Consider the following 21,471-nt stretch of genomic DNA (forward strand, 5'->3'; position numbering starts at 1 on the left):
CTCCCTTCACATCGGCAGAGCGTTGCCGTATCATTCCGGAATCTTCAAGGACGCTCTACGGACAGTCCGGTCATGGGCAATCGGGCAGAAAACGGAGGCATCGCATGTCAGCCATCGCACGCGAGATCATCGATGAGATAGCTAGCAAGAATCCAGGTGAACCTGAGTTCATGCAGGCCGTGACGGAGGTCGTCGAGTCGTGCTCGATGGTTCTCGAGCGTCACCCGGAGTACCGCAAGATGCGCATGATCGAGCGCATGGCCGAGCCGGAGCGGGTCATCATCTTCCGGATACCGTGGCAGGACGATAATGGCGACTTCCAAGTCAATCGCGGGTACAGGGTGCAGTTCAACAGCGCCATCGGCCCGTACAAGGGCGGACTGCGCTTCCATCCGTCGGTGAACCTCTCGATCCTGAAGTTCCTCGGCTTCGAGCAGGTGTTCAAGAACGCGCTGACCACACTGCCGATGGGCGGCGGCAAGGGTGGTGCGAATTTCGATCCCAAGGGCAAGAGCGACGGCGAAGTCATGCGCTTCTGCCAGAGCCTCATGACCGAGCTTTCGCGCCACGTCGGCCCTGACACGGATGTGCCGGCGGGCGACATCGGCGTGGGCGGCCGCGAGATCGGGTACATGTTCGGACAGTACAAGCGCTTGCGCAACGAGTTCACCGGTGTGCTGACCGGCAAGAAGCTGGCGTGGGGTGGCTCGCTAATCCGTCCGGAGGCCACCGGCTACGGACTCATCTACTTCTCGGCGGAGATGCTCGCCACCCGCGGAGACAGCTTCGAGGGCAAGACTTGCCTCGTGTCCGGCAGCGGCAACGTCGCGCAGTTCGCCATCGAGAAGATCCTCGACCTGGGCGGTAAGGCCGTCACGGCGTCGGACTCGGGCGGGTTCATCTACGACGAGGACGGCATCGATCGCGAGAAGCTCGCATACATCACCGACCTCAAGGAGGTCCGCCGCGGCCGCATCAGCGAATACGCCGAGAAGTACCCCGGCGCGGTCTACACGCCGGTCGATCCCGCGCTCGACTACAACCCGCTGTGGGCGGTGAAGGCCGACTGCGCCTTCCCGTGCGCGACGCAGAACGAGGTCAACGGTAAGGACGCCGCCAACCTGCTGGCCAACGGAGTCTTCGTGGTCGCCGAGGGCGCGAACATGCCCTCCGATGCCTCGGCGGTCGCGCAGTTCGTCGATGCGGGGATCCTTTACGGGCCAGGTAAGGCCGCCAATGCCGGCGGTGTTTCGACCTCGGGTCTGGAGATGAGCCAGAACAGCCTGCGGATGAGCTGGGAGCGCGATGAGGTCGACGCTCGCCTGCACACCATCATGAAGAACATCCACTCGTCGTGCGTCAACGCCGCCGAGGAGTACGGGACGCCGGGCAACTACGTCAACGGCGCGAACATTGCCGGCTTCCTGAAGGTGGCCGGGGCGATGAAGGACCAGGGACTCGTCTAAGTCCTGCAGGGAGAATGCGAAAGGGCGGCCCCATCATGGGCCGCCCTTTTTTGTGAGCAGGCGGTGCCACGTAGCGGTTAGGCGACTTCCAGGTACTTGACCAGTTCCGCAACTCGGGCGAGCGAGATTTTCGTAGGGTCGCCTTGGGACAGGTATGCATGCAGGTTCCCGGGGTTCAACCCAAGATCCTTCGCCATCCTGTATCTGGTCACACCCTTCTTCGATTCCAGCTCCAAGATCCTCCATCGGACTTGCATGCGGAGATCCTTATCGCGACCTGAAGCATCGCGCCTCACCACATAGCTATGCCAGACCTTGGTGTACTCAGGGCGCAAAGCGGAGCTAGGAGCGGTGAGTTCGTCCATCAAGCGGCCTGCGGACTGAAGCTGCGCGAGTGCTTGGAGCTCCAGCTGCAGCTCCGGTCGCCCCTCAAGCCTGTTGCCGAGCCGCACGGCACGACCCGTGACCGCAGCCCACAGGAGCAGAGGTTCGACGAGTCGAGACTCGATCTGAGATAGTGCAGCGAGTCTGTCCAGCGAGAGCGTATTCTCGCCAGAAAGAGCCCTTACATATGACTGAAGGAATCCCTCGAAGGTCAGTGGTCGCATGGCCCGCACTCCTGCCGGAATTCCTGGTAGTTCTGGAGAAACTCCTTGTAGCGACGATCACTCATCGTGCTGTCTTGCATTTCGTCGGCGATTTGGGCGAGGCGGCCCCAATCAAGCATCTTCAAGACTTCAGGACGTCGGACGTCTTGCGCATCAGAATCTCGTTGCGAATGAAGCTTAGAGGCTACTACGTCCTCGAGTGAGGCCGAGTAACATTCAACGGTCGTCGTCCCAAGATCCAGTGCAACGAGCCTGTCTTCAAGGTTGTATGCGAAATGGTCGAGGTAGGCAGCGACGCGAAAGTTGATGTCGTACTGTGCCATCAAGCTTCCCAGTTCGCGCGGAAAGGAGAGTGCATCGAGATCAGCTGTCGAGCGGTTCAAGCATCCCAGCAGGACCATCGCCCCGCCGCCTACAAGAACAAGCCTGAAGGTTCGGCCCGGATATAGCAGATAGACGGTACGATCGAATTCGCGCAGTCTGTTCTCGAGTTCCTCTTTTCCAAGTTCAAGTGAGCCTGGCATGCGGGCCTGCCTTTCTCCCAATCTTTGAAGAATAGTATTCTGTAAAATATCACTTGTCAAGGATCAGTCAAATTGCCGCAGGTTACGAGAATGCGAAAGGGCGGCGCCATCATGGGCCGCCCTTTTTTGTTGCCTTGATTGGCTTCTAGTCTCCAAGCCTACTCCGCTTGCGAGCCCCGGCCCTCATCTCCATACACCTCGCGGTACCAGAGCCCATGCCGCTCCTCGGCATACTTGCGATCCACCGTCCCGCTGAACATCGCAGGCAGCAGTTTGCGGTTCGCCTTGATGGCGAACGCCGCGAAGTGACCGATCACTCCCATCACTATGAGCATCGCCGAGACATTGTGCAGCATCGTTGTCCAGAAGATGAGCGTCGGATCGAGGTCGACTGCGGGCAGGTTCTTGATGACCTTCACCACACCGGTGATGGTGACCAGCAGCAGATTCCCGCCGATGAAAGCGTATGCGAGGCGCTGCTCGGCAAGGTACTTGTGCGACTCGGGCTCCTTGCCCCTGCCGAGCATCGCGGCGATGATTTTTGCGGACTCCTTGAAGTCGCCCCGTCTGGGCAGGATGGTGAATCTGCGCGTGGCTATCGCCGAAACGATGTGCAGCACCATTGCGAAGACAAGCACCATACCGGCCACGTAGTGGATCGAGAGTGTGAGGTGGTAGTCGGCGGCCCAGGCCATGCCTGGGAGGTCGGCGAGGCCGTATCTCTCGTACATCGGCATCTGACCGAAGCCCGAGAAGATCAGCGCGAAGGTAGATAGCGCCACAAGCCAGTGCACCAGCCGGTTCTCAACCGACTGCCGCACGATGCGGTCGCCCCTGGAGGCTACTGCGCGAGCAGTGGACGTTACTGTGCGGGCGCTCATTCGGCGCCTCCTTTCCAGGCCTTCGAAGCGGCCCAAGCCGCGGCGGCCACTCCTGCGATCGGTGCGATGATGTAGCCCGCAGCCATGCCGTTAGCGGTATCGAGGAAGTTCTCGACGTTCGGCCCCATTCCGGGCACCGTGATGCGCATGGCTTCGGGGAGCGCCTCCTTGCGCTGTGAGATCGCCTCGTCGATGCGCTCGAAGGACACCGGCGAGACGTAGAAGGTCGAGGTCCCGCCGTTCTCGGCAATCCCGTAGGTGTATCCGTTGATCTCGGCAGCGCGTTCTTCGGCGAGTCGGAGCATCTCCTCTTTGGGGCCGGACTGCAGGGCTCCGGTCTGACATGCCGAGACACACGCTGGTGGCTCGCCCTGCTCGAGCAGATCGGTGCACAGGTCGCACTTGTACATCACGCCGCCGCCCATCAGGCCTGGTACGAGCTTCATGTAGAGGCCGACGCCGGCTTGGCGTTGCGGAATCGACCATGGGCAGACGTCGCGGCATTTCGCGCCGCCCATGCAGCCGTTCTCGTTGATGACGACCGCGCCGTTGGGCTGCTTCTTCTTTACGCTGAACGGACACAGGTTCGCACAGGGCGGGTTGTCGCAATGCAGGCAGCGGCGGGGGATGTGAATGAGCTCGCCGTCCACTTCGACGGTCTCGATGAACGACCAGTTGTACGGGGTGAGCCGGTCGGTCAGATCGCGCTTGTCGGACCAGTCCTCGTGAGTGCCGGTGGGCCAGTTGTCGGGGATGTTCTCGACCGGTTCGGGGAAGCGGGGGGAGTTCTTGGTCGTGCACGCGCTGGTGCACAGGCCGCAGCCGATACACTTGCTCAGGTCGATGAAGGTGCCGATTTCGTCGACGGGGGGAGCGTCGATGGCGAACGCTTCCTTTGGCAGTGCCAGCGTCGCGGTGCCAGCCGCTCCAGCCGCTGCGAAGCGGGCAAGGAACTCGCGTCGGCTCATCTGGTCGTTCATTCGGAGTCTGCTTTCTCGATTCGCCGAGGCGGTTGCTTCGGCGGCGTGCGGGTTGTTGCATCGCATTTTACGATACCCCCGGGGGTATGTCAAGGAGGGGTGTGTCGTCAGGGTGGTTTTGTCCTGCAGGACAATTGACAGCCTGAATCTGCACCGATAGTGTTCAACGGCAGAGGGCATGATTACTGATTTGATGTAGCGGGCCGAGGAATCACCTAATGAAGACAGATTCGCCTCAGACTTTTTCCAATAACGGAGGCCGACCGAGGCAGCGAATAGCCAGGATTGTCGGGATTATGTTCGCAATAATCACCGGTCTTGTAGTGCTTGCTCAGTCGTTCACAGTGATCATTGGCTGGCTATCGCCGTATTCACCGGCAATCTCTCGACTCGTGGACAATCATGCTGTTAGTGATTTGCGTCCAGGGGTCGATATCACTCACTTCGAGTCGCGGCTAGGACGATCGACTTACAAGACGGCCGAAGGCCCCTTTGTCGAACATATCTTTGTTAGGGATAACTGTTACGTTCAGGCCATAACCGACTCTAACGATAGGGTACTCTTTTTCGCAGTGACAGTAAGGAACGCCGAGTTTCGTCCGCGCTTCGAGACGCCGGGCGTAGACAATGGCTTCACGGCGCCGGTGCAACTTGGTGTGACGCGTTTCTATGAATGGGGCCGCCCTGACCAGCTTAATGGATGGTTCGGAGCGAACTGGGCCCTGTACGTGGAGACACTGCATCTCCCACATAGCGACAATTTCGTTGGCGTCCACATGGCATCCAGCGACGCGGGACACTTCTTCCAAACGCTCGGGGATGCGCCGTTCATGGCCGAGGAATACCCCAGTCCGTTAAATGAGGCCATGTTAGTCAATGACCCCGGTTCGTCGGCTCTTCTTTGGTACCGGAGGGGCACCATTGCTAATACGTATGGCGAGAGCGTCAGCGATTTTGCTGTAACAAGTCTCTTCTACGATGACGGGATGCCCAGATATGACATTCTGATCGGTCCAAATCGAGTTCGAGTGGGTGGATTGAACGGCGATTAGGGGTCACTCTTTCGGCCCCTTAGACGGTTCTTCGACTACATCTCCCTCGGTTGACGGGGTAGTCTGAGCAGAGAAGTGTGTGGGGGTAGCGTATCGTGGACATGCGTATCAACGTTGGGCGGGCCGCAAAGGACTCTTGGTGACTGACCAAAATATCATCGAGCAATTTGTTGAGCACCTGGCGTCGAGCACTCATCCTGGCCTCGTGGTCAATCGTTGGCCTGATAAGGAGAACCGCCGCTCTCCGGATATCGATGCGATTGCCGGGCAATTTGCAATCGAGCATACGAGTATCGACACCGTCCCAGACCAGCGGATGCGTTCGGCACAGTTCATGCAAGTCGTCGGAGAGCTGGAGTCAGAGCTATCGCCGTTGCTTACAGCCAGACTCCGAATCACTTTTGAATGGGAAGCTGTTGACAAGGGCCAAGATTGGCGGGCGATCAATCGGATGCTTCGAGAGTGGATTCTCAAGGAAGCGGAAGCATTGCCGGATGGGAAATCAACTGTCCAATCGATTCCGGGAATCCCGTTTAGACTTCATATAAACAAGGAAAGCGATAGACCCCCAAGGCTCATATTTTTGCGATCCCCGCCGGATGACGACAAGCTACCTAGCAGGCTTCAAGCTCAACTGAGCCAGAAGTTGGCCAAGCTAGAGCCATATAGAGGGAAGGGCTTCAAGACCTTGCTGCTGATTGAGAGCTCTGACCTGGCACTCATGTGCAAGGACTTGATGCTGGATTCGATACGGCATGCGTTCTCGAATCGCCTGCCGGACGGAGTAGATGTGGTTTGGTTCACCGACACATCTTTGCCACACGATATCGTATTCCATGACCTCACGAAGCATCTGAAGGGACGGTCAGACCAGTAACTTCATCCCGAAAGCAGCATTGTTCAGCCGAAACCCCGTAGTTTCGGCGTCCGCGTGGTATCCCCTGCGGTGGTAAGCGCTGCCAGAACGACAGCAGGAGTGCCGTAGCAAAGCCCAGTTGGCCACCCATCATTCCTCCGCTCCAACCACCGAGAAGTGTGGTACCATCCCTCGTAGGTTTCGGCGTGTGACTCGCGCCGCCTCACTGATTCCGCCAGCCCTTATTCACTGAAAGGTCCTGCCACTTGAACGTGCTCGCCTATGCTCGCCAGGTAGTGTCCAGTCGATGGTTCATCAAAGGGATATTCTTCTTCATCTTCGTGTGGCTCTGTTGGCAATTGCTGCGCTTCACCCAGTGGGCTCGCGGATATGGTGAGTTCGTGCCTCGGCCGGAAGCGGTTGCGGGAATCCTACCCATCGGGCACTTCACCAGCTTCATCGCGTGGCTTAAAGGCGGTGGATGGGACACGCTTCTGCCCGCCGGACTCGTGATCATCATCGGAGCCATCGTCCTTTCAATCCTGCTCAAGCGCGGGTTCTGTGGCTGGGTGTGCCCCGTCGGGACTCTCTGGGAGTTCGCCTCGGCGCTGGGGCGCAAAGTCATGGGACGAGGCAACTTTCGTCCCCCTCGCTGGGCCGACCGTTCGGCGATCGGCTTTCGGTACTTGCTCACAGCGCTGTTCTTCGGTTGGCTGACGATGGTCTCTGTGGAAGAAGCGCTCTGGTTTCGCGAGCTGCCGTACATGTGGGTCGCTGACATCAAAATCGTCGAAGGCTTCTTCGAACCAGCCTTCATCGTGATCGCACTGCTGGCGTTTACCGTCTCGATGTTGCTCGGGCCGGTGTGGTGCCGCTGGCTCTGTCCGCTCGGCGGGCTGTACAGCGTATTCGGCCTCGCTTCGGTGTGTACCGTGGTGCGCGATGAGACCAAGTGCGTGGACTGCCGAAAGTGCTCCCGCGCATGTCACGCGTTCGTCGACGTCCATACCGCCCGCGATGTGCGCGCTGTCGAGTGCGACGGGTGCATGGATTGCGTGAGGGTCTGCCCGGTTGACGACTGCATCACACCACGCGTTGCGCGGCGCTGGCGCTTCCCTGTGTGGATATGGCCGCTTGCGGTGGCCGGCGTCTGGTTCGCGATCTGGGCGACTGCCGAGCTGACAGGCAACTGGGACACCACTATCCCGGTCGATACCTTCCGCGAGGTCATACAGTCCGGGCTACTCGAACAGAGAACGCCTGGCGGAATCTTCTGATTGAGGCAGCCTCACGCGCCCCCGCACACAGGACAGCCCTGCATGCCCAGCGGCTTCTCGAGACCGCTCGCTTCCAGCAGAGCGTCATCGCCGAAGATCGTCCGGGTCGGCCCATCGGCGGTGACTGTGCCTGCACTCATGACGATCGTCCGCTCGCATAGCTCCAGCGCCAGGTCGAGGTCGTGCGTCGCCACGATCTTGGTGTGCTCGAATCCGGCCAAAAGCTCAATGAGCCTGCGACGCGCCTTGGGGTCGAGGTTGGAGGAGGGCTCGTCCATGATCAGGATGTTGGGGCAAAGCGCCAACGCCGAGGCGATCGCCACCGCTCGCTTCTCGCCGCCGGAGAGCCTGTAGGGCGGCCTGTCGGCGAGGTGCGTCGCGCCGACTCTCGCGAGCGCTTCGGTGACACGCGATGCGACCTCCTCGGCAGGTAAGCGGTGGTTCACGGGGCCGAACGCGACGTCCTCGTAGACCGTGGGCATGAAGAGCTGGTCGTCGGGGTCCTGGAAGACGACTCCGATCGCTTTGCGGATGTCGGCGAGCGTCTCGCGCATGATGGGCACTTCGCCGATGCGCACCTGGCCCCCCGTGGGGCGCAGGAAGCCGGTGAGCTGCAGGAGCAGTGTGGACTTGCCGGCGCCGTTGGCTCCTACGATCGCCACCGACTCGCCGTGGCCCAGTCGGAACGAGACGTCGTCGAGCGCGCGCGTGCCGTCGGGGTAGACGAAGGACAGACCGGTCGCTTCGATGCTGTGGTGGCTCATGATAGTGCTCCCGTCATCAGACGGCCGATGTAGAGCGGCACGTCGATCAGCCTGAAGGTGAGAAAAGCGGCCGACCAGCCGAGCACATGGCCGACATCGCGGATCGAGAGGCGCAGGTCGACGTTGGCCCGCACGTGCCCGTCGAACCCGCGGGCCAGCATCGCCTGGTAGATCCGCTGCGCACGGGCGTGTGTGCGGAGCAGCAGGTGGCCGAGCATGTTCACGTAGACCGCGAGGCCCATCCCGCGAGCTCCGTGGGAGCGCAGCGAGCGAGCGCGCGCCATGCGCATGACCTGGTCGCCGAGGACGAAGATGTAGCGGTACAGAAGCAGCATCTGCGTCGCGAGCACGTCAGGGACGCCGAGCCGCTCGAGCGCCATGCACACGCTGTGGAAGCTCGTCGTGGCGATCAGCGCCAGCGCCGCGAAGGTCGTCAGGAAGAAGCGCAGCATGATCGAGGTGAACGAGACCCACCCGCCCGAGATGCCGATCTCGCCCAGGAAAAGCACGATCTCGCGGTCGAAGAACGGGTTGAAGATGCCGACCAGGAGCGCAAACGGCGCGACCGCGACGAGCTTCCGCATCAGGAAGCGCACGGGCAGGCCGCCCTCGAGCGTCAGGTACATCGGGTAGATCAGGAACGGAAGCATCGGTGCCACGGCGTGCGGCGGGAAGGAGATCACGCACACTAGGAAAACAAACGTGGTCACCACTTTCGCACGCGGATCGAGGCGATGCACTGCCGTGTCCCGGTAAGCGAGCTGATCGAGCCGCCCGAGGTCGTAGATTCCTTCCTGAATCGATGGCATGTGCTGCGAGTTCCCCTTACGAGATTCCTTCGCCGGTGGTTGTTGCGACGAATTTGCCGTGCTTCACGCCTTTAGTGCCGATAAGCTCGCTTGCGATACGCCCAATCTTCTCGACCTTGCCGCGCAAGATCACGACCTCGAGGCAGTGGTGGGCATCGAGGTGGACGTGCAGCGAGGAGATGATCGCGTCGTGGTGGTCGTGCTGGTGCTCGGTGAGCTTCTCGGCGAGGTCTGCCGAATGATGGTCGTAGACCAAGGTGACCGTACCCACGGCCAGCGCCTGGTCATCGCGCCACTCCTCTTCGACCAAGGCGTTGCGGATGAGGTCGCGGATCGCCTCGGAGCGGTTCGAGTAGCCCTTCTCAGCGATCAGTGTGTCGAACCGGGCGAGCAGGCTCTCATCTGCCGAGATGCCGAATCTGACGATCTGTGACACGGCCTACCTCCTTCTGACGCATTTGACGCTTGACGGTGCGCGCCCGGGCGAATAATCTGGCTGATGCAGGGTAACACGTTTTTGGGAACAGTAGCACAAATCGGATGGCGCGTCACATTCGGACCGGTCGATCCGGCAGTCGATCAAGGAGGCACGATATGCACATGGCGGACGCTCTACTCTCACCACCGGTGGCCGGGGTGATGCTCGCGGCGACTGCGGGCACGGCGGCCTGGTGCATAAAACGCGTGCGGGAGGACATGGACGAGCGGATCGTACCGCTCATGGGCGTCGCGGGTGCGCTGGTCTTCTCGGCGCAGATGCTGAACTTCACGATCCCGGGAACCGGGTCGAGCGGGCACCTGGGCGGCGGTTTGCTGCTTGCAGCCCTGCTCGGACCGCACGCGGCGTTCCTCGTCATGGTCTCGATACTCGTGATCCAGGGGCTCTTCTTCGCCGATGGCGGGCTGCTCGCCTTAGGCGCGAACATCTTCAACCTCGGGTTCTTCCCCGCTTTCATCGGTTACGCACTCATCTATCGCCGCATTGTGGGGGATGACCCGACGGTCCGAAGGCTCTTCATCGGCGGCTTGCTGGGCGCGGTCGTCGGATTGCAGCTAGGCGCGTTCGGCGTGGTGGCGCAGACGGCGCTTTCCGGCGTCACAGAGCTGCCCTTTACCGCATTCCTCGCGATGATGCTGCCGATCCACCTGCCCATCGGGATCATCGAAGGGCTTGTGACCGCTGGGATACTGGCGTTCATCCTCAAGGCGCAACCCGAGCTGATCGCTTCGGGCGCCAGACGCGCCGGGATCGAACCGCCGAGGACGAGGCGCGTTGCCGTCGGACTCCTGACCGCGGCGGTTCTCGGGGCGTCGATGGTGGCGTGGTTCGCCTCGGCAAGTCCGGACGGGCTCGACTGGTCGATGGAGCGCGTAGCCGGAACCGCCGAGATACGCGGCGCATCGACCCCACTACACGAGGCGGTCGGCGAGGTGCAGGAGCGGCTGGCGTTCCTTCCCGGCTACGGCTTCCGTCCCTCGCCTGACGCGCCTGCGGAGGCGGTCGGCGCCGCGCAGTGGCCCGCCGTCAGCGAGGAGACCAGTGTCGCCGGTGCAGCGGGTGTCGCGATGACGCTTGGGGTCCTCCTCGCGATGGGGCTGCTGTTCAAGTGGCGCGCGAGCAGACGGGGGCGGTAGCCGCGCGTGACCCGCGGGCCGAGCTGCGCCATAATGGGGACGCGGCAGGCGGTTAGCCGCCAGCGGACCGACGCGAGACCCGGAAGGTGACACACGCATGATCCCTCGTTATTCACGCCCGCAGATGGCCGGGATATGGGCGCCGGAGAACAAGTTCAAGATATGGCAGGAGATCGAGCTCCTCGCCTGCGAGGCGCAAGCCGAACTCGGGCAGATCGGCATCACCGCCGAGGAGGCCGCCCACATCCGCGCCACTTCGGCATTCGACATCGCTCGCATCGACGAGATCGAGCGCGAGACCAACCACGACGTCATCGCCTTCCTCACCAACCTCGCCGAGAACATCGACGCGGGCATCCCCGAAGCGAGCCCGAAGCCCAGCCGGTGGGTGCATTACGGCATGACCTCCTCGGATCTGGGGGATACCGCGCTGTGCTACCAGATGACGCAGGCGGTCGACATCCTCATCGACGACGTTCGGCGTATCGGCGCGGTCTGCAAGCGCCGCGCTTTCGAGACCCGAGAGATGCTCTGCGCCGGCCGCACGCATGGCATACACGCCGAGCCCATGACCATGGGGATGAAGTTCGGCCGCTGGGCGTGGGCCCTGCGGAGGCGGTCGGCGCCGCGCAGTGGCCCGCCGTCAGCGAGGAGACCAGTGTCGCCGGTGCAGCGGGTGTCGCGATGACGCTTGGGGTCCTCCTCGCGATGGGGCTGCTGTTCAAGTGGCGCGCGAGCAGACGGGGGCGGTAGCCGCGCGTGACCCGCGGGCCGAGCTGCGCCATAATGGGGACGCGGCAGGCGGTTAGCCGCCAGCGGACCGACGCGAGACCCGGAAGGTGACACACGCATGATCCCTCGTTATTCACGCCCGCAGATGGCCGGGATATGGGCGCCGGAGAACAAGTTCAAGATATGGCAGGAGATCGAGCTCCTCGCCTGCGAGGCGCAAGCCGAACTCGGGCAGATCGGCATCACCGCCGAGGAGGCCGCCCACATCCGCGCCACTTCGGCATTCGACATCGCTCGCATCGACGAGATCGAGCGCGAGACCAACCACGACGTCATCGCCTTCCTCACCAACCTCGCCGAGAACATCGACGCGGGCATCCCCGAAGCGAGCCCGAAGCCCAGCCGGTGGGTGCATTACGGCATGACCTCCTCGGATCTGGGGGATACCGCGCTGTGCTACCAGATGACGCAGGCGGTCGACATCCTCATCGACGACGTTCGGCGTATCGGCGCGGTCTGCAAGCGCCGCGCTTTCGAGACCCGAGAGATGCTCTGCGCCGGCCGCACGCATGGCATACACGCCGAGCCCATGACCATGGGGATGAAGTTCGGCCGCTGGGCGTGGGCGATGAAGCGCGCCGAAGAGCGGCTGGTCCGCACCCGCGAGGTCGTGGCCAGCGGCGCGATCTCAGGCGCGGTCGGCAGCTACAGCAACATCGACCCGTTCGTCGAGGCCTACGTGTGCGAGCGACTCGGCCTGACGCCGGAGCCGCTATCGACGCAGGTCATCCCGCGCGACCGTCATGCGCAGCTGCTCGCGGTGCTCGCCACCGTGGCCGCCACCGCCGAGGAGATCGCGACCGAGGTCCGTGCACTCCAGCGCACCGACACGCTGGAGGCGGAGGAGCCGTTCGCGAGAGGCCAGAAGGGCTCCTCGGCGATGCCGCACAAGCGTAACCCCATAACCGCCGAGCGGATCTGCGGCCTCGCGCGCGTCGTGAAGGCCAACGCGCAGGTCGGCTTCGACAACGTGGCGCTGTGGCACGAGCGCGATATCTCGCATTCGAGCGCCGAGCGGGTGGTGCTGGCGGATTCGACGATCGCCTTGGACTACCTGCTGGCGAAGCTGGAGTGGGTCCTCGACGGGCTCGTGCTCTATCCGGAGCGCATGCGGGCCAACCTTGAGGCGACGCGCGGGCTCATCTACTCGAGCCGTGTGCTTCTGGGGCTGGTCGACTCGGGACTTTCGCGCGAGGACGCTTACGATGTCGTCCAGCGCAATACGATGCTCGTCTGGGAGGACATCCAGCAGGCGCGCACTGGACCTGACCTGCGTCAGGCGCTTGAGGCTGACCCGGCGTGCGGACTTAGTGCCAGCCACTTGGACATGATATTCGACCCACGCGCGTTCCTGACACGCACAGATGTGCTTTTCGAGCGGCTTGCCGCTTGCGAGTTCTGATCCCGGCAGATCCTAAAACGAGAAAGGTTTTCGATGGAACCAGTGAAGATCATCCCGTGTCTGGACATGAAGGACGGGCGCGTCGTCAAGGGCGTGCACTTCGTGGAGCTACGTGACGCGGGCGACCCCGTCGAGAACGCAGCCTTCTACCGCGAGGCCGGCGCCGACGAGGTCGCGATGCTCGACATCGCCGCCACGCTGGAGGGCCGCAAGACGCGGATCGCATGGGTACGCGCAGTCGCCGAGGTACTGGGCGACACGCCGCTCATCGTGGGCGGCGGCATCAACGAGATCGCCGACATCGACGCGCTCTTCTCGGCAGGAGCAGCGAAGGTCTCGATGAACAGCGCCGCGGTTGCCCGGCCTGAGTTCGTGAGCGAGGCCGCCGAGCGGTTCGGAAGCGCGCGGGTGATCGTCGCGATCGACGGAAGGCGCAACGCCGAGATGCCCTCGGGCTTCGAGGTCGTCGTGAGCGGCGGGCAGAAGCCGACCGGCATCGACTGCGTGCAGTGGGCGCGCAGATGCGAGGAGTTGGGCGCGGGCGGGATCCTGCCGACGAGCATGGACGGCGACGGGACGCTGGCCGGCTATGACCTCCCGTTCACGCGCTCGATCGCCGAGACAGTGGCGCTGCCCGTGATCGCCTCAGGTGGCGCGGGGACGCTCGAGCACTTCTACGAGGGCGTGACCGAAGGCAAGGCGACCGCGCTTCTGGCGGCCTCGGTCTTCCACTTCAGGACGTTCTCGGTCGGGCAAGTCAAGGAGTACCTCGCCGAGAGGGGCATCCCGGTGATGCATGGACCCGCTTGCGCATCGTATTAGTGCCGAATCATCCCTTGATTTATCTTGATGTCTGTTTTAGGCTTGCTTATCTGCACGAATGACGACTGAGAATACGCACTGTGATAGTGCGTATTCGACAAGACGGAGCAGCGCATGCCCGCGACAGACATCACGGAACTCGGCAGCCAGGTACGCTCACTGCCTCCTGCCGAAGTACTCCAGTGGGCGCAGGACCGGTATGGCGACAGGGTCGCTATAGCGTCCTCCCTGGGCCCTGAAGACCAGGTCTTGCTCCATATGGCGGCTTCCATCGAGCCTGGACCCAGGGTGTTCACGCTCGACACGGGACGCCTCTTCCCTGAGACCTACGATGTCATCCGCGAGTCCGTCGAGCGTTACGGTATGCCTATCGAGGTCATGTTCCCAGACACTTCCGATGTCGAGGAGATGGTCCGAGCGCACGGTGTCGATCTGTTCCGCGACAGCGTTGCCGCTCGCAAACTCTGCTGCGATGTCCGCAAGGTACGGCCACTCAAGCGCGCCCTCGCCGACATGGATGCATGGATCACCGGGCTTAGAGCGGGTCAGTCGCCAACCAGAGAGGCCCTCGAAGTCCTCTCTTGGGATGAAACGAACGGCCTGCTGCGCATCGCTCCGCTTGCCTCGTGGACCGAGGAAGACGTGTGGACCTACATCCGCGCGCACGATGTTCCTGTCAGTGCGCTCCATGCCCGCGGTTTCCGAAGCATCGGCTGCGCGCCCTGTACGCGAGCGACGTTCCCCGGCGAAGACGTGCGTGACGGCCGGTGGTGGTGGGAGTCGCCCGAGCACAAAGAGTGCGGTCTGCATGCGTGCGGAGCAAAGGAGGCCCATGATGCGAGCGAGGGGGCATCGTGAACGACCACCTCGATCTTCTCGAATCCAAGAGCATCCACCTGTTGCGCGAGGCCTACGTCGAGCTCGGCAAACTCTGCTTCCTCTGGTCGATCGGCAAGGACAGCACCGTTCTGCTACACCTAGCCCGCAAGGCTTTCTTCGGGCACGTTCCCTTCCCGCTCGTCCATATCGACACGCATTACGAGATCCCGGAGCTGATCGAGTACCGGAATCGACTCGTGTTGGAGTTGGGTCTCACGCTGGTGGTGGGACAGAACCGCGAGGCGCTCGCCGCCAAGCAGACGTTCCCGGACGGCACCATCGACCGCATCGCCTGCTGCCGCAAGCTCAAGACCGAGGCCCTGCACCGCACGTTGTCCGGTGAGTGGGACCGTGAGCGGCTCGACCTCGTCACCGGCGAGTTCGTGGTCGATTCAGACCGTGAGCCCTACACTGGCGTCATAGTCGGTGCGCGGGCGGACGAGGAGGGCAGCAGATCGAAGGAGCGCTATTTCTCGCCTCGTGACGCCGAGAACGACTGGAACGTCGACGACCAGCCGCCCGAGCTCTGGCGTTACTACAAGACGGAGTTCGCACCGGGCACGCATGTGCGCGTCCACCCGCTGCTCGACTGGACCGAGCTCAACATCTGGGAGTACATCGAGCGCGAGGATATCCTGGTCACCAGCCTCTACTTCGACCAGGGCACGGGGGTCCGTCACCGCTCGCTCGGGTGCTGGCCATGCACGAGCCCCGTCGAGTCCACGGCGGCGACGGTAAGCGACATCGTCACGGAACTGCGTACCGGCAAGTTCAGCAACATAGCCGAGAGAAGCGGGCGTGCCCAGGACGCCGACGACGAAGGCGGACTCGAGACGTTGCGCCGAGAGGGGTACATGTGATGCTCGACCGCCGCGTGACGCCTACGCCGCCTTCTCGCGATCGCCTCGACATGGTGGTCGTCGGTCATGTCGACCACGGTAAGTCCACCCTTATCGGCCGCCTTATGGCAGACACGGGATCGCTGCCAGAGGGCAAGCTCGAGCAGGTGCGCGCGATGTGCGAGCGTAACGCGCGGCCGTTCGAGTACGCATTCCTGCTCGACGCGCTCAAGGACGAGCGCGCCCAGGGCATCACGATAGACACAGCTCGCTGCTTCTTCCGCACGCCTGCTCGTGACTTCGTCATCCATGATGCGCCCGGTCATATCGAGTTTGTCAAGAACATGGTGACCGGGGCCGCGCGTGCTCAAGCCGCGCTGCTCCTCATCGACGCCCAAGAGGGCATCCAGGAGAACTCGCGCCGCCACGGCTACATCCTCTCGATGCTCGGTATCGGCCAGATCGCAGTCGTCGTGAACAAGATGGATCTGGTCGCCTATGACGAAACGGTGTTCGAGCGTATCGTCGCGGAGTACCGCGAGTTTCTCGGCAGGTTCAACGTGACCCCGATCGGCTTCATCCCTGTGGCAGCCCGCGCTGGCGTGAACATCGCCGAGAAGGGGACTGAGATGCCATGGTACGAGGGTCCGACGGTGCTCGAGCAGATCGATGCGTTCCAGACGGCAGACGAGCGCAGCGAATTGCCGTTCCGCATGCCGGTTCAGGATGTCTACAAGTTCACCGCGGCCGGAGATGACCGGCGGATCGTGGCGGGCACCGTTGAGACCGGCAGGCTCGCACTGGGAGAGGAGGTCGTCTTCTGGCCGTCGGCCAAGCGCTCGCGGGTCGCCACCATCGAGGCACTGACGGCACCTCCAGCCAGGCTGACCCCGGATCTAGCCTCCGGAATCACGCTGGAGACACAAGTCTACGTTCGCCGCGGGGAGCTGATGACTCGTGCCGACGATCCGGCACCGTCTGTTGCGCGGCGTGTCCGTGCGAACGTACTCTGGCTCGGGCACGCGCCCCTCGTTCCCGGCAAGAACTATTTGTTCAAGCTCGGAGCGGCAAAGGTTCCTGCCGAGCTCGTCGAATTGCGTTGTTCCATCGACGCATCAGACCTGGTCGAGAGTCAGGCGACGACGACACTGGAGCGTCATGCGATAGGAGAGGTCGTCCTCGAGTTCGCGCGACCCGTTGCGTTCGATCCAGCTGGCCTGCTCGAGCCCACGTCGCGTTTCGTGATCGTCGACAACTACGACATCGCGGGCTTCGGCACGGTGCTCGAAGGATTGACTGGAGACGAGTCGATGCTCGAGCGCCACGCGAGAGAGCGTGAGGCAGCGTGGGAACGCGGAGAGGTCGCCCGCGAGGAGCGCGAGGAGCGTTACGGCCACGAGGGCAAGGCAGTCGTCATCGTCGGCTCGCCCGAGGCACCCGCCAGACCAGTCGCCCGTGCACTCGAGCGCAGGCTGTTCGAGGCCGGCGCCCATGTGTACATGCTGCTGCTCTCCGAGAAGCTCGCGGGGTTCGACCCACTCCATGGCGATGTCATCGAGCGAGAGGAACACCTGCGGCGCCTCGGCGAACTGTCGCGCTTGATGACGGATGCGGGGACGATCTTCGTCACTGCGCTCGATGGCATGGATGCAGAGGATCTCGAGCGGCTCAGAGTGCTGAACGCACCTAGCTCGCTGCTCGTCGTTTCGACCCTCCCGAACGCCGACTCGCTCGATGCGGACATCACGCTGGCTCCAGGCGCCGATCTCGGCGCCGCGGTCACAGCGATCCTGCGTGGCCTCGCCGCTGTCGGCGCGGCGCCCGAATATTGGATCTAAGCCGACAAGCGTCACTGATTCCCACAAAACGCATGGGTTTAGTGCGCAAAAATCGCCTGTCGTCGTCGTATGATGTGGTCACCCGGACACGGGAACGTGGATGTGGAAGACATCAGACAGGAGGGTCAGATGAAGAACGGCGATCCAACCGGCACGAGAAGGGTTGTGGCCGCCACTCTCGTGGCGGCTCTCGCGATAGTGGCGGGGCTCATGGCGGGTTGCTCGAGGCAGACTGAGGAGCAGGTGACGACGCGAGAGCTGACGATCGTGTCGTTCGCGGTCACAGAGGAGGCGTACGCCGAGGTCATCCCGCTGTTCCAGAGCTACTGGAAGGACAAGACCGGAGAGGACGTGCAATTCGTAGAGTCCTTCGGCGGTTCGGCTAGCCAGGCCCGCGCGGTCATCGACGGGCTTGAGGCCGATGTGGTGCACCTGGCGATGGAGCCGGATGTTCGCAGGATCGAAGAAGCCGGGCTCATTGAGGCCGGTTGGCAGGACAGGGCGCCCCGCGACGCGATCCCGTCAACCAGTCTCATAGTGCTCGGTGTGCGTCCCGGCAATCCAGAGGGTCTTGATGACTGGAACGCATTAGCGGGCGAAGGTGTCGCAATCGTGACGCCGGATCCGAAGACGAGCGGCGGCGCGCGCTGGAACGTGCTCGGCGCATGGGGCTCGATCACACAGACTGGCGGCACGGAAGAGGCCGCCATGGATCTTCTCGCCGGGATCTTCGGCAACACCAAGGTGCTCGCTCCTAACGCCCGCGATGCCACGAACACCTTCCTGCAGCAGAGGATCGGCGACGCCGTGATCATGTGGGAGAGCGAAGCCCTCTTGGCCAAAGCCGAGGGCGAGGAGCTCGACATCGTGTACCCGGCGAACACTGTCCTTGCCGAGACAGCCGTAGCCGTCGTTGACGCCAATGCCAAGGCGAAGGGCAACGAGGAGGTCGCCAGGGCTTTCGTCGACTTCCTCTTCACACCCGAGGCGCAGAGGGCGTTCGCCGAGGCAGGATTGCGCCCGGTCGACGAAGGAGTGCTCGCCGAATATGCGGATGTGTACTTCGCACCGAGTGGGAAGCAGTACACCATCGACGACTTCGGCGGCTGGGCCGAGGCGGACACGAAGTTCTTCGTCGACGGTGCGCTTTACGACCAGATCCAGCAGAGGATCCGGGGGGATAGGTAACGTTGAAGCTCGGCCTCACACCCGAGGGCGCCAAGGTGGCCGACAGCGCGGACATAGCGTCCGTCATGCCGGTCCGTCGTAGGCGCATGTTGCCCGACGGGTCCCTGGCGTGGGGTGTGACTGCGGCGATGATCGGGGTGCTTGTGGTCTTGCCGTTCGCCGCACTTATGGCGACGAGCAGCGGGCTCGGGCTCTCCGGCATCATCGCAGAAGTAAGCGAGCCTGTGGCGCTAGCCGCGCTCGGCCTATCGTTCGGCGGCTCGCTGCTGACCGCGGGCATCAACACGGTGATGGGGCTGCTGCTTGCTTGGGTGCTCGTGCGCTACAGCTTCTGGGGACGCGGCATCGCCGACGCCGCGGTCGACCTTCCGTTCGCGCTCCCAACCGCTGTGGCCGGTGTGACACTGGCGCATCAGTTCGGGCCGACCGGGTGGCTCGGCACGCTCGGGACGACGCTCGAGGGAAAGCTTGGGCTTGCGGCCGGATCGCTCGCTTGGCTGAACCTGCAGGCGTCTTTCACGGTCTGGGGTGTGCTCATAGCGATGACGTTCGTGACCATTCCCCTGGTCGTGCGCAGCGTTCAACCGGTGCTCCTCGCCCTCGACACCGAGGTCGAGGAGGCGTCGCTTTCGCTCGGAGCCTCCCGGCTGCAGACTTTTGCGCACGTCATCCTTCCCGCACTACGCCCCGCGTTGCTTGCGGGGTTCGCACTCAGCTTTGCCCGCTCCCTTGGGGAGTTCGGGTCCGTGATCGTCATCAGCGGCAACATCCCTTTCGAGACGCTCACCGGACCCGTGCTCATCTTCCAGAAGCTTGAACAGTACGACGAGTCTGGTGCCGCCGCGGTCGCACTGGTGATGCTCGTCGGCTCGCTCGTGACGCTTGCAGTCGTCGCGTTCCTGCAGTCGAGGAAGGCTGGCTCTCATGGCTGACGCGCAAACCGTTCGCGGATCGCCTTCGCTGGTCCGCCGAGTGCTCATCGGGCTTGCGATCACGTGGCTCCTCGCCGCGCTGGCCCTGCCGATCGCGATCTTGTTCACCACGGCCTTCTCGGAAGGATGGCAGGCATTCGTCGAGACGTTCGGCCGCCCGGACCTGCTGCACGCGAAGTGGCTCACGCTTCTCGCTGTGCTGGGCGCTCTCGTGGTGAATCTGCTCTTCGGACTGACCGCGGGCTGGACGGTCGCGCGCACCAAGCTGCCGGGTCGTCGCCTCGTGTCGATGCTGCTCGATCTGTCGATCGTAGTTCCGCCTGTCATCGCCGGTCTCATGATCCTGTTACTGTACGGGCGGCGCGGGTGGTTCGGCACGCTGCTCGAATCCGCCGACATCAAGGTGGTTTTCGCGTTGCCTGCGATAGTACTCGCCACCATCTTCGTGACGTTGCCGTTCGTCGCCAAGGAAGTGATCTCCGTGCTCGAAGAGACAGGCGAGAACGAGGAGAACGCTGCGGCCACCCTCGGTGCGTCGCGCATGCAGACCTTCTTCCTTGTCGTGCTGCCTAACCTCAAATGGGCGCTCTTCTACGGCATCGTGCTCACGGTCGCGCGGGCACTCGGTGAGTTCGGAGGGGTCTTGGTGGTCTCGGGCAACCTGATCGGCAAGACGCAGACGCTCCCGCTCTTCATAGAGCATGCCTATACGAACTACGAGACGGTCGCGGCTTTCGCCGCTGCAGTGCCGCTCGCGGTGGCCGCCGCCCTCACGCTGTTCGTGAAAGGCGTTGTGGCTGCGGTGGAGCGCCGGTTGGCGGAGGACTCGGCGATCCCTTCAGAGGGAAGGAGGTGACCGATGAGCATCGAGGCGATAGGCGTCAGCAAGCGCTTCGGGGCGTTCCAAGCATTGAGGGATGTGTCAGTCGAGGTCCCGCACGGCTCGCTTCTCGCACTGTTAGGGCCTTCGGGCAGCGGCAAGACGACGCTGTTGCGCACCATCGCCGGCCTTGAGGCGCCGGACACGGGAACGGTGCTCATCGATGGCGCCGACATGACCTCCATCGACGTGCGCGACCGGGGAATCGGCTTCGTGTTCCAGCATTACGCCCTCTTCAAGCACATGACGGTCGCCGACAACATCGGCTTCGCGCTTCGCATCAAGCGGTGTCCGAAGGCCGAGGTCCGTGAGCGCGTAGATGAGCTTATCGCGCTTTTCCGTCTCGAGGGGCTCGCCGGGCGCTTGCCCGAGCAGCTTTCAGGAGGTCAGCGCCAGCGGGTTGCCCTGGCCCGTGCGCTCGCTGCCCAACCCGAGGTGCTTTTGCTCGACGAGCCGTTCGGCGCACTCGATGCAAAGGTGCGCCTCGAGCTTCGCCGCTGGTTGCGTCGCCTTCACGACCAGATCGGCGTCACCACCGTCTTCGTCACTCACGACCAGGAGGAGGCTCTCGAGGTGGCCGACAGGATCGTCGTCATGAACGCGGGGCGTATCGAGCAGATCGGTTCGCCCGAGGAGGTCTTCAAGAATCCAGCGAATGAGTTCGTGATGGAGTTTCTCGGCAATGTGAACGTCTTCCATGGTCGGGTGCATGGCGGTGTTGCGAATGCGGGTCCGCTTGTGGTGGAGGCGCCGGGTGTGGCCCCGGGCACCTCGGCCAACGCTCGCGTATACTTCAGGCCGTACGACGTCGACCTTCACATAGAGCGGCCGGAGCGCCCCCATTTCCCGGCAGTGGTCGTACACGTGAACCCGGCAGGACCTCGCGTGAAGATAGAACTCGAGGATACCGAGAAGCGGCAGGTCTTCGCTGAGATCGACTGGGAGACATATGACGCCCTCGGTGTCTCGCCAGGTGATCGATTGTATGCAAGTCCCCGCGAGACGCGGGTCTTTTTCGAGGACTACTCCATCTGATGAACGACATGG

The 21,471-nt window shown here is 62.9% G+C and carries 21 protein-coding genes and 1 pseudogene; 15 read left to right on the forward strand and 7 right to left on the reverse strand.

What is annotated here, in order from left to right:
- The first annotated feature begins 104 nt into the window (after positions 1 to 104).
- On the forward strand, positions 105 to 1,466 hold the full coding sequence (gene gdhA, locus M1617_05385; GenBank protein MCL5887714.1) for an NADP-specific glutamate dehydrogenase: 1,362 nt from the start codon (positions 105 to 107) through the stop codon (positions 1,464 to 1,466).
- A 77-nt stretch (positions 1,467 to 1,543) separates the two neighbouring features.
- On the opposite strand, the gene M1617_05390 is transcribed toward gdhA, so the two are convergent.
- From M1617_05390 to M1617_05405, 4 genes are all read right to left on the reverse strand, one after another.
- A complete protein-coding gene (locus M1617_05390) occupies positions 1,544 to 2,074 on the reverse strand; it encodes a transcriptional regulator (GenBank protein MCL5887715.1) in 531 nt (176 codons plus the stop codon).
- Positions 2,062 to 2,598 (reverse strand): DUF6036 family nucleotidyltransferase, encoded by a 537-nt coding sequence (locus M1617_05395; protein ID MCL5887716.1) that lies wholly within the window; start codon positions 2,596 to 2,598, stop codon positions 2,062 to 2,064. Before M1617_05395 ends, M1617_05390 begins: the two co-directional genes overlap by 13 nt.
- A gap of 158 nt (positions 2,599 to 2,756) precedes the next feature.
- Entirely contained in the window at positions 2,757 to 3,479 is a 723-nt protein-coding gene (locus M1617_05400) for a cytochrome b/b6 domain-containing protein (GenBank protein ID MCL5887717.1), read from the reverse strand.
- The gene (locus M1617_05405; protein MCL5887718.1) at positions 3,476 to 4,459 is read right to left on the reverse strand and encodes a 4Fe-4S dicluster domain-containing protein; all 984 of its coding nucleotides are present in this window, start codon (positions 4,457 to 4,459) and stop codon (positions 3,476 to 3,478) included. Before M1617_05405 ends, M1617_05400 begins: the two co-directional genes overlap by 4 nt.
- Before the next feature lie 296 nt (positions 4,460 to 4,755).
- On the opposite strand from M1617_05405, the gene M1617_05410 reads away from it, so the two are divergent.
- The 3 genes from M1617_05410 (at position 4,756) to M1617_05420 (ending at position 7,644) form a co-directional block, all read left to right on the forward strand.
- Positions 4,756 to 5,511 carry a hypothetical protein gene (locus tag M1617_05410; protein ID MCL5887719.1) on the forward strand — a complete coding sequence of 252 codons (756 nt, stop codon included), beginning with the start codon at positions 4,756 to 4,758 and terminating at the stop codon, positions 5,509 to 5,511.
- 139 nt (positions 5,512 to 5,650) lie between these two features.
- Positions 5,651 to 6,388 (forward strand): hypothetical protein, encoded by a 738-nt coding sequence (locus M1617_05415; protein ID MCL5887720.1) that lies wholly within the window; start codon positions 5,651 to 5,653, stop codon positions 6,386 to 6,388.
- A gap of 251 nt (positions 6,389 to 6,639) precedes the next feature.
- On the forward strand, positions 6,640 to 7,644 hold the full coding sequence (locus M1617_05420) for a 4Fe-4S binding protein (protein MCL5887721.1): 1,005 nt from the start codon (positions 6,640 to 6,642) through the stop codon (positions 7,642 to 7,644).
- A gap of 11 nt (positions 7,645 to 7,655) precedes the next feature.
- Here the strand turns inward: M1617_05420 and M1617_05425 are convergent, their stop codons facing one another.
- Genes M1617_05425 through nikR form a run of 3 tightly spaced genes read right to left on the reverse strand, consistent with a single transcriptional unit; the run spans position 7,656 to position 9,653 of the window.
- Positions 7,656 to 8,408, reverse strand: coding sequence for an energy-coupling factor ABC transporter ATP-binding protein (locus tag M1617_05425; protein ID MCL5887722.1), 753 nt, complete (start codon positions 8,406 to 8,408; stop codon positions 7,656 to 7,658).
- Entirely contained in the window at positions 8,405 to 9,217 is an 813-nt protein-coding gene (cbiQ, locus tag M1617_05430; GenBank protein MCL5887723.1) for a cobalt ECF transporter T component CbiQ, read from the reverse strand. Before cbiQ ends, M1617_05425 begins: the two co-directional genes overlap by 4 nt.
- 16 nt (positions 9,218 to 9,233) lie before the next feature.
- Entirely contained in the window at positions 9,234 to 9,653 is a 420-nt protein-coding gene (nikR, locus tag M1617_05435) for a nickel-responsive transcriptional regulator NikR (protein MCL5887724.1), read from the reverse strand.
- Positions 9,654 to 9,811: 158 nt separating this feature from the next.
- Between nikR and M1617_05440 the strand changes: the two genes are divergently transcribed.
- From M1617_05440 to M1617_05490, 11 genes and pseudogenes are all read left to right on the forward strand, one after another.
- On the forward strand, positions 9,812 to 10,852 hold the full coding sequence (locus M1617_05440) for an energy-coupling factor ABC transporter permease (protein MCL5887725.1): 1,041 nt from the start codon (positions 9,812 to 9,814) through the stop codon (positions 10,850 to 10,852).
- 97 nt (positions 10,853 to 10,949) lie between these two features.
- A pseudogene (locus M1617_05445) lies at positions 10,950 to 11,468 on the forward strand (lyase family protein).
- A 234-nt stretch (positions 11,469 to 11,702) separates the two neighbouring features.
- Positions 11,703 to 13,046 (forward strand): adenylosuccinate lyase, encoded by a 1,344-nt coding sequence (gene purB, locus M1617_05450; GenBank protein MCL5887726.1) that lies wholly within the window; start codon positions 11,703 to 11,705, stop codon positions 13,044 to 13,046.
- Positions 13,047 to 13,079: 33 nt separating this feature from the next.
- Positions 13,080 to 13,868, forward strand: a complete 789-nt coding sequence (hisF, locus tag M1617_05455; GenBank protein MCL5887727.1) for an imidazole glycerol phosphate synthase subunit HisF — start codon at positions 13,080 to 13,082, stop codon at positions 13,866 to 13,868.
- A 114-nt stretch (positions 13,869 to 13,982) separates the two neighbouring features.
- Complete coding sequence (locus tag M1617_05460; GenBank protein MCL5887728.1) at positions 13,983 to 14,726, forward strand: phosphoadenylyl-sulfate reductase; 744 nt, start codon at positions 13,983 to 13,985, stop codon at positions 14,724 to 14,726.
- Positions 14,723 to 15,607: a sulfate adenylyltransferase subunit CysD gene (cysD, locus tag M1617_05465; GenBank protein ID MCL5887729.1), complete on the forward strand. Its 885-nt coding sequence runs from the start codon at positions 14,723 to 14,725 to the stop codon at positions 15,605 to 15,607. Before M1617_05460 ends, cysD begins: the two co-directional genes overlap by 4 nt.
- Entirely contained in the window at positions 15,607 to 17,424 is a 1,818-nt protein-coding gene (locus M1617_05470) for a GTP-binding protein (protein MCL5887730.1), read from the forward strand. The genes cysD and M1617_05470 overlap by 1 nt, the downstream gene beginning before the upstream one ends.
- Before the next feature lie 129 nt (positions 17,425 to 17,553).
- Positions 17,554 to 18,612: a sulfate ABC transporter substrate-binding protein gene (locus tag M1617_05475; GenBank protein ID MCL5887731.1), complete on the forward strand. Its 1,059-nt coding sequence runs from the start codon at positions 17,554 to 17,556 to the stop codon at positions 18,610 to 18,612.
- 2 nt (positions 18,613 to 18,614) lie between these two features.
- The gene (gene cysT, locus M1617_05480; GenBank protein ID MCL5887732.1) at positions 18,615 to 19,544 is read left to right on the forward strand and encodes a sulfate ABC transporter permease subunit CysT; all 930 of its coding nucleotides are present in this window, start codon (positions 18,615 to 18,617) and stop codon (positions 19,542 to 19,544) included.
- Complete coding sequence (locus M1617_05485; protein MCL5887733.1) at positions 19,537 to 20,400, forward strand: sulfate ABC transporter permease subunit; 864 nt, start codon at positions 19,537 to 19,539, stop codon at positions 20,398 to 20,400. The genes cysT and M1617_05485 overlap by 8 nt, the downstream gene beginning before the upstream one ends.
- 3 nt (positions 20,401 to 20,403) lie before the next feature.
- Positions 20,404 to 21,459, forward strand: coding sequence for a sulfate/molybdate ABC transporter ATP-binding protein (locus M1617_05490; protein ID MCL5887734.1), 1,056 nt, complete (start codon positions 20,404 to 20,406; stop codon positions 21,457 to 21,459).
- Positions 21,460 to 21,471: the final 12 nt, after the last annotated feature.

This window comes from Actinomycetota bacterium (genome assembly GCA_023488435.1).
Taxonomy (GTDB): Bacteria; Actinomycetota; Coriobacteriia; order Anaerosomatales; family UBA912; genus UBA912.

Bases quoted from the DNA above. Each gene is read 5' to 3' on its own strand.
- cbiQ (MCL5887723.1), bottom strand. From the start codon at position 9,217: ATGCCATCGATTCAGGAAGGAATCTACGACCTCGGGCGGCTCGATCAG.
- M1617_05425 (MCL5887722.1), bottom strand. From the start codon at position 8,408: ATGAGCCACCACAGCATCGAAGCGACCGGTCTGTCCTTCGTCTACCCC.
- M1617_05485 (MCL5887733.1), top strand. From the start codon at position 19,537: ATGGCTGACGCGCAAACCGTTCGCGGATCGCCTTCGCTGGTCCGCCGA.
- M1617_05490 (MCL5887734.1), top strand. From the start codon at position 20,404: ATGAGCATCGAGGCGATAGGCGTCAGCAAGCGCTTCGGGGCGTTCCAA.
- M1617_05390 (MCL5887715.1), bottom strand. From the start codon at position 2,074: ATGCGACCACTGACCTTCGAGGGATTCCTTCAGTCATATGTAAGGGCT.
- M1617_05400 (MCL5887717.1), bottom strand. From the start codon at position 3,479: ATGAGCGCCCGCACAGTAACGTCCACTGCTCGCGCAGTAGCCTCCAGG.
- M1617_05470 (MCL5887730.1), top strand. From the start codon at position 15,607: ATGCTCGACCGCCGCGTGACGCCTACGCCGCCTTCTCGCGATCGCCTC.
- purB (MCL5887726.1), top strand. From the start codon at position 11,703: ATGATCCCTCGTTATTCACGCCCGCAGATGGCCGGGATATGGGCGCCG.
- M1617_05460 (MCL5887728.1), top strand. From the start codon at position 13,983: ATGCCCGCGACAGACATCACGGAACTCGGCAGCCAGGTACGCTCACTG.
- M1617_05475 (MCL5887731.1), top strand. From the start codon at position 17,554: ATGAAGAACGGCGATCCAACCGGCACGAGAAGGGTTGTGGCCGCCACT.
- M1617_05405 (MCL5887718.1), bottom strand. From the start codon at position 4,459: ATGAACGACCAGATGAGCCGACGCGAGTTCCTTGCCCGCTTCGCAGCG.
- M1617_05440 (MCL5887725.1), top strand. From the start codon at position 9,812: ATGCACATGGCGGACGCTCTACTCTCACCACCGGTGGCCGGGGTGATG.
- M1617_05395 (MCL5887716.1), bottom strand. From the start codon at position 2,598: ATGCCAGGCTCACTTGAACTTGGAAAAGAGGAACTCGAGAACAGACTG.
- M1617_05410 (MCL5887719.1), top strand. From the start codon at position 4,756: ATGTTCGCAATAATCACCGGTCTTGTAGTGCTTGCTCAGTCGTTCACA.
- gdhA (MCL5887714.1), top strand. From the start codon at position 105: ATGTCAGCCATCGCACGCGAGATCATCGATGAGATAGCTAGCAAGAAT.
- hisF (MCL5887727.1), top strand. From the start codon at position 13,080: ATGGAACCAGTGAAGATCATCCCGTGTCTGGACATGAAGGACGGGCGC.